Source organism: uncultured Sphingomonas sp. (assembly GCF_964244265.1).
Classification (GTDB): Bacteria; Pseudomonadota; Alphaproteobacteria; order Sphingomonadales; family Sphingomonadaceae; genus Sphingomonas.
Genome location: NZ_CAXTHV010000003.1, coordinates 56,413 through 68,930 on the forward strand (window position 1 = coordinate 56,413; position 12,518 = coordinate 68,930).

At 66.4% G+C, this 12,518-nt stretch carries 11 protein-coding genes; 1 reads left to right on the forward strand and 10 read right to left on the reverse strand.

Going from position 1 to position 12,518, the window contains the following annotated elements; all coding sequences use genetic code 11:
• Positions 1-46: 46 nt before the first annotated feature.
• Positions 47-1,969: a 1-deoxy-D-xylulose-5-phosphate synthase gene (gene dxs, locus ACFE7K_RS01990; protein ID WP_375396477.1), complete on the reverse strand. Its 1,923-nt coding sequence runs from the start codon at positions 1,967-1,969 to the stop codon at positions 47-49.
• A 9-nt stretch (positions 1,970-1,978) separates the two neighbouring features.
• Positions 1,979-2,587: a hypothetical protein gene (locus tag ACFE7K_RS01995; protein WP_375396478.1), complete on the reverse strand. Its 609-nt coding sequence runs from the start codon at positions 2,585-2,587 to the stop codon at positions 1,979-1,981.
• Positions 2,588-2,669: 82 nt separating this feature from the next.
• Between ACFE7K_RS01995 and ACFE7K_RS02000 the strand changes: the two genes are divergently transcribed.
• Positions 2,670-3,740: a transcriptional regulator gene (locus ACFE7K_RS02000; protein WP_375396479.1), complete on the forward strand. Its 1,071-nt coding sequence runs from the start codon at positions 2,670-2,672 to the stop codon at positions 3,738-3,740.
• 54 nt (positions 3,741-3,794) lie between these two features.
• Here the strand turns inward: ACFE7K_RS02000 and rpsI are convergent, their stop codons facing one another.
• The 8 genes from rpsI to ACFE7K_RS02040 form a co-directional block, all read right to left on the reverse strand.
• Positions 3,795-4,358 (reverse strand): 30S ribosomal protein S9, encoded by a 564-nt coding sequence (rpsI, locus tag ACFE7K_RS02005; protein ID WP_375396480.1) that lies wholly within the window; start codon positions 4,356-4,358, stop codon positions 3,795-3,797.
• Positions 4,358-4,837 carry a 50S ribosomal protein L13 gene (gene rplM / locus ACFE7K_RS02010; RefSeq protein WP_375396546.1) on the reverse strand — a complete coding sequence of 160 codons (480 nt, stop codon included), beginning with the start codon at positions 4,835-4,837 and terminating at the stop codon, positions 4,358-4,360. Before rplM ends, rpsI begins: the two co-directional genes overlap by 1 nt.
• A 136-nt stretch (positions 4,838-4,973) precedes the next feature.
• Positions 4,974-6,017: a COX15/CtaA family protein gene (locus tag ACFE7K_RS02015; RefSeq protein WP_375396481.1), complete on the reverse strand. Its 1,044-nt coding sequence runs from the start codon at positions 6,015-6,017 to the stop codon at positions 4,974-4,976.
• 22 nt (positions 6,018-6,039) lie between these two features.
• On the reverse strand, positions 6,040-6,450 hold the full coding sequence (locus ACFE7K_RS02020; protein ID WP_375396547.1) for a DUF3035 domain-containing protein: 411 nt from the start codon (positions 6,448-6,450) through the stop codon (positions 6,040-6,042).
• A gap of 35 nt (positions 6,451-6,485) precedes the next feature.
• The gene (gene lspA / locus ACFE7K_RS02025) at positions 6,486-7,055 is read right to left on the reverse strand and encodes a signal peptidase II (protein WP_375396482.1); all 570 of its coding nucleotides are present in this window, start codon (positions 7,053-7,055) and stop codon (positions 6,486-6,488) included.
• Positions 7,052-10,009 carry an isoleucine--tRNA ligase gene (gene ileS / locus ACFE7K_RS02030; RefSeq protein ID WP_375396483.1) on the reverse strand — a complete coding sequence of 986 codons (2,958 nt, stop codon included), beginning with the start codon at positions 10,007-10,009 and terminating at the stop codon, positions 7,052-7,054. The genes lspA and ileS overlap by 4 nt, the downstream gene beginning before the upstream one ends.
• 184 nt (positions 10,010-10,193) lie before the next feature.
• Complete coding sequence (locus ACFE7K_RS02035; protein ID WP_375396484.1) at positions 10,194-11,120, reverse strand: bifunctional riboflavin kinase/FAD synthetase; 927 nt, start codon at positions 11,118-11,120, stop codon at positions 10,194-10,196.
• 125 nt (positions 11,121-11,245) lie between these two features.
• On the reverse strand, positions 11,246-12,469 hold the full coding sequence (locus ACFE7K_RS02040; protein WP_375396485.1) for a glycosyltransferase family 4 protein: 1,224 nt from the start codon (positions 12,467-12,469) through the stop codon (positions 11,246-11,248).
• Positions 12,470-12,518: the final 49 nt, after the last annotated feature.

A 12,518-nucleotide genomic window follows, 5' to 3' on the forward strand; every position in this document is an offset into this window, starting at 1 on the left:
TATATGACGCAAGGATGTATATCCACATGAACGGATACGCAAGATATCAGGCCCGCGCACCCTCCACCGTGATCGCATTGTGGCGCAGAGCCGTCAGCACCGTTTCGACGATATGCTCGGCATCCAGCTTCGCTTCGGCATATTGCACCTCGGGCTTGTCCTGGTCCTGGAACAGGTCGGGCAGGCGCATCGTCCTGAGCTTCAGCCCGGCATCGATCAGCCCGGTGTCGCTCGCCAGCGTGAGCACATGCGCGCCCACCCCGCCGATCGATCCCTCCTCGATCGTTACCGCGACCTCGTGCGTCGCCAGCAGGCGGCGGATCAGTTCGACGTCAAGCGGCTTGGCGAAGCGCAGGTCGGCGACGGTGGTCGACAGCCCCCGCGCCTCCAAGGCATCGGCCGCCTTCAGCGCCTCGGCCAGCCGGGTGCCGAGCGACAGGATCGCGACCTTCTTGCCCTCCCGGACCACCCGCCCCTTGCCGATTTCGAGCAGCATCGGCTGTTCGGGCATCGCCACGCCGACGCCGTTGCCGCGCGGATAACGCACCGCGATCGGCCCGCTGTCATGTTCGGCGGCGGTATAGGTCATGTGGACCAGTTCGGCCTCGTCGGCGGCCGCCATCACGACGAAATTGGGCAACGTCGCCAGATAGGTCACGTCGAAGCTGCCGGCATGCGTCGCGCCGTCGGCGCCGACCAGCCCGGCGCGGTCGATCGCGAAGCGGACGGGCAGGTTCTGGATCGCGACATCGTGGACGACCTGGTCATAGGCGCGCTGGAGGAAGGTCGAATAGATCGCGCAGAACGGCCGCATGCCCTGTGCCGCGAGGCCGGCGGCAAAGGTCACCGCATGCTGTTCGGCGATACCGACGTCGAACGCGCGGTCGGGATGCGCCGCCGCAAAGCGGTCGACACCCGTGCCCGCCGGCATCGCCGCGGTGATCGCGCAGATCCTGGGATCATTGTCGGCGAGCCTGGCCAGCGTCTCGCCGAACACGTTCTGATAGCTTGGGGGCCCCGGGGGCGCCTTGGCCTGGGCGCCGGTGATGACGTCGAACTTCTGGACGCCATGATATTTGTCCGCCGATGCCTCGGCGGGGGCATAGCCCTTGCCTTTCTTGGTCACGACATGGACCAGGATCGGGCCTTCCTCGGCATCGCGGACATTTTCCAGGACCGGGATCAGATGGTCGAGATTATGCCCGTCGATCGGGCCGACATAATAGAAGCCGAGTTCCTCGAACAGCGTGCCGCCGGTGGCCATGCCGCGGGCATATTCCTCGGCCTTGGCGGTCGCCTTGTGGACGCGGCGCGAAATACGGCGGACGACCTTCGACGCCAGGCTGCGCAGGCCCAGATACTCGCTCGACGTGATCAGCCGCGCCAGATACGCCGACAGTCCGCCGACCGGCGGCGCGATCGACATGTCGTTGTCGTTAAGGATGACGACCAGGCGGTTGCCCGCTGCCTCGGCATTGTTCATCGCCTCATAGGCCATCCCCGCCGACATCGCGCCGTCGCCGATCACCGCGATCGCCTTGCCCGGGCGGTCCGACAGCCGGTTGGCGGTGGCGAACCCGAGCGCCGCCGAGATCGAGGTCGACGAGTGCGCCGCGCCGAACGGGTCGTATTCGCTCTCGCTGCGCTTGGTGAAGCCGCTCAATCCCCCGCTCTGGCGCAAGGTGCGGATGCGGCCGCGCCGCCCGGTCAGGATCTTGTGCGGATAACATTGATGCCCAACGTCCCAGATCAGCCGGTCGCGCGGCGTGTCGAAAACATAGTGGATGGCCACCGTCAGCTCGACCACCCCCAGCCCCGAACCGAGATGGCCCCCGGTCGTGCCGACCGCGCTGATCGTCTCCTCCCGCAACTCGTCGGCGAGCTGGCGAAGCTGGTCGGGTTTCAGCTTGCGGAGGTCAAAGGGCGTGTCGACGGTGTCGAGCAGCGGCGTCGAGGGGAGATCGGCCATCGAACGGCCTTAACCGCTTGTCAGGCCAGTGTCGATTGACCGCATCGCGCCCCCTGTCGCGGCGCGGGCCGCCCTGCCGAACAGCCACGCCGATCCCCCGAACAGGGCGACGAAGAACCCGTTGATCAGCGCGAGTCCGATCGGTCCCGGCGGCTGGTCCCCCCCGGCGATCACCGCGACCAGGCCCGCCGCCGTCTGCGCCGCCGCCGCGGCGATCATCGCCTGCCCCATGCCCCGCGGCCGGAACCGCGCGCCGATCGCCCCGACAATTGCGACGGCGACCACCCCGAAATAGAGCAGATTGAGCGGATTGTCCTCATTCCCGATAATACCCACCGCGGCGTTGACCCAGATCAGCAGGAACGCGGCCGCGAGCGCGAGACCGGCGCCAACCCGGTAGACGAGATCGCGCGTCTTCCGCACGGCGAGCTCGAAGAGCATGCCCACCCCGCCGATCATGACGCCCGCGAAAAGGAAGTCCGCCCCGGTCCAGTCGACCTCGCGCGTGAAGTGCATCGCCACCAGCGGCAGCAGCAGCAATAACGCCGCGATCCCCCAGGCGGCGATCCGCCAGCGGTTGATGCGCCGGTCCGCCGCATTCGGTACTCGCTTTGCCATCCATCCCCTCCATGCCTAGGATGCAGACCCTGGCTCAGCCGCCGATGAGCGGCATGAGCGATCTCTGAGGTTTTGCTGAAAAGTGGCTTCCGACACCTTTCGCTTCGACCGCTTCGTCCTCGATCCCGACGACCGGCACCTGAGACGCGACGGCGTCCCGGTGGAGATCAACGCGCGCTACCTCGACGCGCTGGCGCTGCTCGTGCGCGAGGCCGGCAAGCTCGTCTCGAAGGACCGCTTCCTCAACGAGGTATGGCGCGGCGTGCCGGTCACCGACGAGGCACTCACCCAATGTATCAGGACGCTGCGGCGTCAGCTCGGCGACGACGCCGCGAGCCCGCATTTCATCGAAACGGTTCCCAAACACGGCTATCGCTTCATCGCGCCGGTCGACAGGATGGAGGAGGCGGAGCGGACTGAGGGCGCGATCGCGGCGGAGCCATCGCCCGCAATGCTGTCGCCATGGCGAGATGTCCTCCTTCTCGGCGGCGCCGGGACGATCGGCGCGGGGTTTGCCGGCATCGTCGGCGGGCTGTTCTACGGCTTTGCCGGCGCCGCGCACCCGCTTGGTTCCGCTACCGGCGGGGCATCGATCCTGCTCGTCCTCCTCTGGCTTACCATTGCGGCGGCGCTGATGGGCGGCGCGGGCGTGAGTTTCGGCATTGCCGCGGCGATCCTTGCCCCTGCTCGTCCCTGGATGATCGTCGGGGGCGCCATGGGAGGGCTGATCGTGGGCGGCGCGGTGAAGCTGCTCGGCCTCGATGCCTTCAATCTTCTGCTCGGTCGATCGCCGGACGGCATCACCGGCGCGCCCGAGGGCATGCTGCTCGGCGCGGCGGTCGGCCTCGGCGCCTGGCTGGCAAACTGTGGCGGCGATACCCGATCGTTGCGACGTAACGTCACGGCCGCCGCCGCGGCCGGCAGCGCCGGCGCCATCTTCATCCTCCTGCTCGGAGGACGGCTGATGGGCGGCAGCGTCGACCAGCTCGCCCGCGCCTTTCCGGGATCGCGGCTGCGCGTCGACGCGATCGGCGGCCTGTTCGGGGAGGCCGGCTTCGGGCCGGTAGCGCAGGTCGTGACCGGCGGCCTCGAAGGCGGCCTGTTCGGCGGTTTCATTGTCGGGGCCATGGTCCTTGCCCGACGCCGCCTATAATTGCCGCCAGCCGGATGACGGTCCACCCGGCGGGCGGCAAGACGGACTCCGCGGCTATCGCTTGCTGAACTGGAAGCTGCGGCGGGCCTTGGCGCGGCCGTATTTCTTGCGCTCGACGGTGCGGCTGTCGCGGGTCAGGAAGCCCGCGGCCTTGACCGGCGCGCGCAGCACCGGCTCGTACTTGGTGATCGCCTGGCTGATGCCGTGCTTCACCGCGCCCGCCTGGCCCGACAGCCCGCCGCCCTTGACGGTGCAGACGACGTCATACTGGCCGGCGCGCTCGGTGATGCCGAACACCTGGTTGATGACCAGGCGCAGCGTGGGCCGCGCGAAATAGACTTCCTGGTCGCGGCCGTTGATCGTGATCTTGCCGCTGCCGGGCTTCAGCCAGACGCGGGCGACCGCGTCCTTGCGGCGGCCGGTGGCATAAGCACGGCCCTGGGCGTCGATGATCTGCTCACGCAGCGGCATCGGCGCGGGGGCCGGGCCGCTATGGTTGGCCGGCGCATCGGTGGCCGGCGCATCGCTCGCGGCGGCCGAAGCCGCCGTCTGCTGGTTCAGGACGGCGCCGAGATCGGCGAGGGACTGGCGCCCGTTGGAATTGTTGGCATCGGGCATCAGGCACCCACCTTGTTCTTGCGGCTCATGCCCGCAATGTCGAGAATTTCAGGATTCTGGGCGGTATGCGGATGCTCATTACCCTTGAAGATGCGAAGGTTGCGCATCTGCTGCCGGCCCAGCGGCCCGCGCGGGATCATCCGCTCCACGGCCTTTTCCAACACGCGCTCGGGGAAACGGCCTTCGAGCACCTTGCCCGCGGTGATCTGCTTGATGCCCCCGGCATAGCCGGTGTGCTTGTAATAGATCTTGTCCGACAGCTTCTTGCCGGTGAACTTCACCTTGTCGGCGTTGATGACGATGACGTTGTCCCCGCAATCGACATGCGGCGTGAAGCTGGTCTTGTGCTTGCCGCGCAGCACGTTGGCGATCACCACCGCGGCGCGGCCCACGACCAGGCCGTCGGCATCGACGATGTGCCATTTCTTTTCCACTTCGTACGGCTTGGCCGACTTGGTGGTCTTCATCAGCGCCTTCATGGGCTGCGACCTCTCGTTGCGCCGGGGCGCGGACTGGAAACGACGACGCCGCCCGGGGGTCGGGCGGCGCTGCATGACGCGCCTTTGTCCGGCGCGCACCGAATTGTCAAGCAAACCGCGGCTCAGCTGACGGGTATCATGACACCAGGGGGCGCCGGCCGATGGCGTGCGCGCCCCAGGCGACGCCGGCGACCAGCAGCGCGCCGACCAATTGGTGCAGCCCGGCAAGGACGATGTTCATCCCCGACATCACCGTCGCGATGCCCAGCAGCACCTGCGTGCCGAAGGCGGCGTGGATCGCGATCGACGCCCGGCGATCGCCCGCCTGCTTGGCCGCGCGCGCCAGCAGCACCAGCGCGCCGACCGCCACCCACGCCCACCAGCGATGGATGAAATGGACGATCGCCGGATCGGCGGTCAGCATCGTCCCCACGCTCTCTCCCGCATTGGTCGCGCCGGGAAAGAAACGCCCGTTCATCAGCGGCCATTCGTCGGTCACCAGCCCCGCGCGCAGCCCCGCGACGAGCGCGCCGTAGAACAATTGCGTCGCCAGCACCGTGCCGGTCGCCACCGCGATCCGCGTCAGCCGCGCCGGCGGCTCGAACCGGTCCCGCGCCAGCGCCAGCAGGTCGAGCGCGGTCCAGACCAGCCCGGCCAGCGTGAACAAGGCGGTCATGAGATGCGCGGCGAGCAGCAGCGGCGCGACCTCGATCCGCTCGCTCAGCCCCGAGCGCACCATGATCCACCCCAGCGCGCCCTGCAGCCCGCCCAGCGCCAGCAGGGCGACCAACCGCCAGCCATAGCCTGGCGGGATCGCGCGCCGCACCGCGAACCACAGCAATGGCAAGGCGAACGCCATGCCGATCACGCGGCCGAGCAGGCGGTGGAGATATTCCCAGAAGAAGATCGCCTTGAACCCGGCAATCGTCATCCCGGCATTGATCGCCCGATATTGCGGAATGCGCCGGTAATTGGCGAACTCGGTCTGCCATTCGGCATCGGTCAGCGGCGGTACGATGCCGCTGACGGGCTTCCACTCGGTGATCGACAGCCCCGATTCGGTCAGCCTGGTCACCCCGCCGACCACGACCATCGCGACGACCAGGGCGGCCATCGCGAACAGCCAACAGGCGATCCGGCGCGGGCGGGCGGCGAGGTAGCGCGTGCTCACCTGCAACATCGCCCGTTACCGGTTCGCGCGATCACTTGGCGGCGACGCGTGCATCCTGGCCATCGCCTTCGGGCGCGGCGACGATGTCGCGGGTGGTCGCTCCCTTGTCGACGATCTTGGTGTCGGGATCGCCGACGGTCGAGCGCGCACCGGTATCGGCGCCGTCGCTGCCCGCGGCGTCCAGCGTCGAGGCCTCCGCCCCGCTGCGCGGCGCCGGGCCGCCGAACAGCGCCTCCAGCGCCTGCGCGCTTGGCGTGTTGTCCTGCGCGCGGGCGATGCCGGGCTGGGGCGGGACCAGCGAGAAATCGGGGGGCACGACCAGGGGGGCGGCGCGCGCGACGGCGAACTCGTCGGGGCGGGCGCGGTCATACCCGCCCCGCGCACAGCCCGCGAGCACGATTGCCAAGCCAGCCACCGCGGCGATCGACACCATCTTGCGCATCATCCGTCTCCACTACCGCCTTCGCGGAAATCCCACTACGATTCATTGTTCGAGGAGAGATACGATCCGAGCCGTCCAAGCACGTCCCTTATCCTCGTTACCCATGTAAGCACTTCGCCAGCGCGTGCGAGCAGAATGAGCACGCCGACCGTAATCGCCACGTCGGCAAGATTGAAGGTCAAAAACGGCGACCAGTCGCCGCCTGCCACCCGCAAGTGCAGGTCGGCATAATCCTGCACGTAATCGAGCCGCAGCCGGTCGACGATATTGCCCACCGCGCCGCCCAGGATCATGCCCAGCGCGATCTGGTCGGTGCGGTTGCGTTCGCGCCACAGCCACACCAGCACCGCCAGCGCGATTGCCCCGGTCAGCACCACCAGCATCCACGATTTATCGGGATCGACGCGCAGGAACCCCAGCGACACCCCCGGATTGTGGACGTTGACCAGCCGAAAGATCGGCAGCAACTCGCGCTCGTCGCCCATCTGCGCAAGGCCGAGCGGCCCGACCACCAGCCATTTGACCAACTGGTCCAGCACGAGCATCACGGCGGCGCCGATCAGCCCCGCGGTCGGCAACCGGTTCGTGCGATTCGTGCGGTTCATGCCACCACGCCCGCGCAGCGGTCGCACAGCGCGCCATCGGCGGTCACGTCGGGCAGATGCCGCCAGCAGCGGCCGCATTTGGGGTAATCGGTGCGCGTCACCGCCAGCGGCCCCTTGGTCACTTTGGCGACGATGAACGCCTCGGCCAAGTCGGCGGCGGAGAGCGGCAGATCGGGCACGGTTACCTCGGCCTCCAGGCTCGACTTGACGAGCTTTGCCCGCCGCAACGGCTCGATCGCTTCGGTAACCTGCTGGCGCAAGCTCCTGAGATCGGACCATTCCGTCGCCGCCGCGCGGTCGCCGGGCAACGTTGGCACCATCGGCCATTCCAGGAGATGGACCGAGCCGTCGTCGTTCGGGAAGCGTGCTTGCCATACTTCCTCGGCGGTGAAGCACAGGATCGGCGCGGCATAGCGGACCAGCGCATGAAACAACGTGTCGAGCATGGTGCGGTACGCGCGCCGCTTCAGGTCGCCGGGCGCGTCGCAATACAGCGAATCCTTGCGGATATCGAAGAAGAACGCCGACAGATCGTCCTGCGCGAAGTCGGTCAGCAACCGCAGATAGCGGCCGAATTCAAAGCTTTGCGTCGCGGCCTTGAGGTCAATGTCGAGCTTGCCGAGCAGATCGAGCACGTACAGTTCCAGCGCCGGCATGTCCTTGGGCGCGACCCGCTCGTCCTCGGTGAAGCCGTCGAGCGCGCCGAGCAGGTAGCGGAAGGTGTTGCGCAGCTTGCGATAGGTGTCGGAGGTCGTGGCGAGCACTTCCCTGCCGATCTTCACGTCCTCGAAATAATCGGTCTGCGCGACCCACATCCGCAATATGTCGGCGCCCGATTCCTGGATGATCTTGAGCGGATCGACGACGTTGCCCAGGCTCTTCGACATCTTGCGGCCGTTGCCGTCGAGCGCGAAGCCGTGGGTCAGGACGGCATCATACGGCGCGCGGCCGCGCGTCCCGCAGCTTTCGAGCAGCGACGACTGGAACCAGCCGCGATGCTGGTCCGATCCTTCGAGATAGAGGTTGGCGCGGACAGCCTGGCCATAGCGCGCCTCGATCGTGAAAACATGGGTCGAGCCCGAATCGAACCATACGTCGAGGATGTCGTTGATCGGCTCATACTCGGCGAGGTCATAATCGGGCCCGAGCAGCGCGGGGTGATCGGCGGTGAACCACGCATCCGCGCCGTCCGCGGCGAACGCCGCGACGATGCGGGCGTTGACCGCCGGATCGCGGAGGTATTCGCCCGTCGTTCGGTTGACATAGAGCGCGATCGGCACCCCCCAGGCGCGCTGGCGGCTGATCACCCAGTCCGGCCGCCCCTCGACCATCGACCGGATGCGGTTCTTGGAGCGGTCGGGCACCCACCGCGTCCGCTCGATCGCGTCGAGCGCGAGTGCGCGAAGGGTCGGGGGGTTATCTTCCTTCCCGCTTGCGGGAGGGCTTGTCGAGGCTAGCGCGTCGTTTGCGGACACGCCCTCCCCTAGCCCCTCCCGCCAGCGGGAGGGGGACTCTGCCTGATCCATCGGGATGAACCATTGCGGCGTCGCGCGGAAGATCACCTTGGCCTTGGAACGCCACGAATGCGGATAGCTGTGCGCGAAATCGTCCGACGCCGCGAGCAATGCGCCGGCCGCACGCAGGTCCGCGCAGATCGGACCGTCGGCGCTCACGAACTTCTTGTTGATGACGCTCCCCTGCCCGCCCAGCCACGCCCAGTCGGCGCGGTACATCCCCGCGCCGTCGACCGCGAACACCGGGTCGATGCCGTGCGCCTTGCACAGCAGGAAATCGTCCTCGCCATGATCGGGCGCCATGTGGACGAGCCCGGTGCCGGCGTCGGTCGTGACGAAGTCGCCGGGCAGGAACGGGCGGGGGCGGGCGAAGAAAGCGAGGCGCGCCTCCCAATCGTCACCCCGGACTTGATCCGGGGTCCGACTACCTTCGCCGTCGGAAGAAGCGGGATCCCGGCTTTCGCCGGGGTGACGAAGATAATTGTAGATCGGGTGTCGCGCGACGGCGCCGGCGAGTTGACTACCGATGAAAATGCCGCGCTCGATCGGTGCAGACGCGACACTTGAGCCCGTTCTGCTCAAGAACGTGCCGAGCAAAGCCGAAGCGACCAGCATTTTGATTTCTCGATCGCCATCGAAAACCGAAAAGAGCGAATAGTCGATTTCCGGCCCATAGGCCAACGCCTGGTTCACCGGGATCGTCCACGGCGTCGTCGTCCAGATCACCGCATGTGCGCCGACCAGCTCAGGCGCGTTTGGCGCCTCGACGATCTCGAACGCCACGTCGATCTGCGTGGAGACGACGTCCTCATATTCGACCTCGGCCTCGGCCAATGCGGTCTTTTCGACCGGCGACCACATCACCGGCTTGGCGCCGCGATAGAGCTGGCCGCTGGTCGCGAACTTGAGCAATTCGCCGACGATCGCCGCCTCGGCCTCGTACTTCATCGTCAGGTACGGATCGTCCCAGTCGCCCATCACGCCGAGCCGCTGGAACTGCTCGCGCTGGATGTCGACCCATTTGGCGGCGTAGGCGCGGCATTCGGCACGGAATTGTGCGACCGGCACGTCGTCCTTGTTCAGTTTCTTGGCTCGATACGCTTCCTCGACCTTCCATTCGATCGGCAGGCCGTGACAGTCCCAGCCGGGCACATAGGGCGCATCCTTGCCAAGCAGCGACTGGCTGCGGACGACGATGTCCTTCAGCACCTTGTTCATCGCATGGCCCATATGGATGTCGCCATTGGCGTAAGGCGGGCCGTCATGGAGGATGAACCGATCGCGCCCCTTACGCGCCGCGCGCAGCTTGCCGTACAGGTCGATGGCCGCCCAGCGCGCCAGGATCGCGGGCTCCTTCGCCGCCAGCCCGGCCTTCATCGGGAAGTCGGTCCGGGGGAGGAAGACGGTGTCGCGGTAATCGGGCGGAGGGGTATCGGTCATCGGTTGGCGGGCATTAGCGGGAGAAATCGCGCGCGTCATCTTTCAATCCTCCCCGGCACCGGGAGGAATTGCTGTCCTACAAGGCCCTCCCGCATTATCGAAGAACAGCTCCTTGACACCCCCTCCCCGCGCGACCCTCGACCCCGTGAACTTTCGTGAACTTTGGCCGAATACCTCAATGAAATCAGCAAGCGAGCAATAGCCGCGCCCGCGCGCAATCCGCCGCCATCTGCGCCTTCAGCGCGTCAAGCCCGGCGAACGTCGCCTCCGGGCGGATGAAGTCGACCAGCTCGACCTCGATCACCTGACCGTAGAGGTCGCCCGAAAAATCGAAGAAATACGGCTCGAGCAATTCCCTTGGCGGATCGAAGCTGGGCCGCACCCCCAGATTCGCCGCCCCGTCGAGCATCCGGCCGTCCGCCAGCTTCCCGCGCACCGCATAGATGCCGTAAGCGGGGCGCAGATACGTGCCGAGCTCGATATTGGCGGTAGGATAGCCCAGGGTCCGGCCGATCTTGTCGCCATGCCGGACGACGCCCTCAATCATATAGGGTCGGGTGAGCAGCCGCGCGGCGGCGCGCGGGTCGCCGCCCTTGAGCGCCTGGCGGATCCGGGTCGACGACACCGCCTGCCCGTCCAGTGCCACCGGGGCCACGGTAGCGACGGCAAAGCCGTGGCGCTCGCCCAGTGCGTGGAGCAGCGCGGTGTCGCCGCCGCGATCCTTGCCGAAGGTGAAGTCCTCCCCCGTCACCACGCCGGCGACACCCAGCCGGCCGACCAGCTGCTCGGCGACGAACGCCTCCGCGCTCAATCCGGCGAGTGCCGCGTCAAAGCCGAAGACGACCATCGCGTCGGCGCCCGCTGCCCCGAACAATCGTTCCCGCTGGTCAAGCGTCGTCAGCCGGAACCACGGCGTATCCGGCCGGAAATAGCGCATCGGATGCGGATCGAACGTGGCGACCAGCGCCGCCGCGCCCGCCGCCCGCGCCTGCCCGGTGGCGCGTGCCACCACCGCCTGATGGCCGAGATGAAACCCGTCGAAATTGCCGAGCGCGACATACCCGCCGCAAAGGCGCGCCGGCACCGCCGAGCCGTTGTCGAGCCGCTCCATGATGCGGCGCCTTAGGGGGACGGAGCCGGGCGGGCAACCATCCGCTGCCGCCTCCACCGGCTCCCGGCTATGCGCGTGACCTGGCCCGGACGGCGGACGGCGGCGGTTTGCGCCGCATGCCACCTTCAGCCGGTGGAAAAAGCGGGGACCGCCTCAACAGGCACATCGTCGCGGATAGTCACTTGCCCAGCCACGTTATCGACACCGGAACGATCGTCAAAGTGGAATTCGGAGTCTCGAAGAATGTTCGAGAAATACTTCTTGGCTTCATCCTGAAAGCGTTGCACCGAAAAACGCTCGGCATTTGCCCTGCATTGTGCAGGCGATATCGTGTCCAGCACCGCATCGAGCCGCTCGACGGCCTTGCCGATGGCTTCCGGCGTCTGGGCATCGAAGAAGATTCCCGTCGGCGGATATTGCCGGCCATCCGATATGGTTTCCAGCGCCGCTCCCTTGCCGAAGGCGACGACGGGTGTTCCGCACGCTTGCGCTTCTAGTGGTGCAATACCGAAATCTTCCTCGGCCGCGAAGAGGAACGCCTTGGCGTGCTGAAGCTTGTCGACCAGCACCTCGTCAGGCTGCCGGCCCATGATGGTGACGTTGCTGCCGGCGCACTTCCTTACTTTGTCCATGTCGGGACCGTCACCAATGACGATCAATTCACGATCCGGCATAGCCGCGAAGGCGGAGACAATCGTCGGAATATGCTTGTAGGGCACCATGCGCGACGACGTGACATAATAATCCTGGCGGGGCCGGGCGGAGATCGTGAAGCGATCGATATCGACCGGCGGATAGATGACGGCCGCGTCGCGACCATAGGTTTTGCGGATCCGACGCGCGATGAAATGCGAGATGCCGATGAAATGATCAACGCCAGGTGCAGTCCGTACATCCCACAGCCGGATATAATGCAGGATCAGCCGGGCAATCCAGCTCTTGGGACCCGTCGTGGTTCCACTCTCACGCAAATACTGGTGCTGCAGATCCCAGGCATAGCGAATGGGGCTGAAAACATAGGACACGTGTACTTGGTCGGGGCCGGTTATCACGCCCTTGGCAACCGCCGACGATGTGCTGATGACAAGATCATACGAAGAAAGGTCGAACTGTTCGACCGCCAGCGGCATGAGCGCCAAGTAGGACCGATAATGCTTGCGCACGAAAGGCAATTTTTGGATGAAGCTGGTATGCACCTTGCGACCGCCAAGCAGCGCACGCTGCTCCTCCGGAAGAAAGTCGACCAGGGAAAATAGATCGGCCTGAGGATATAAATGGAGAAACTGCTCGACGCACAGTTCGGCGCCGCCACGTGCGGTGAACCAATCGTGGACAATGGCTACTTTCAAGACAGGCTCGCCGATTATTGGAGACAAAGCGTTGATAGGGACGCCGGAG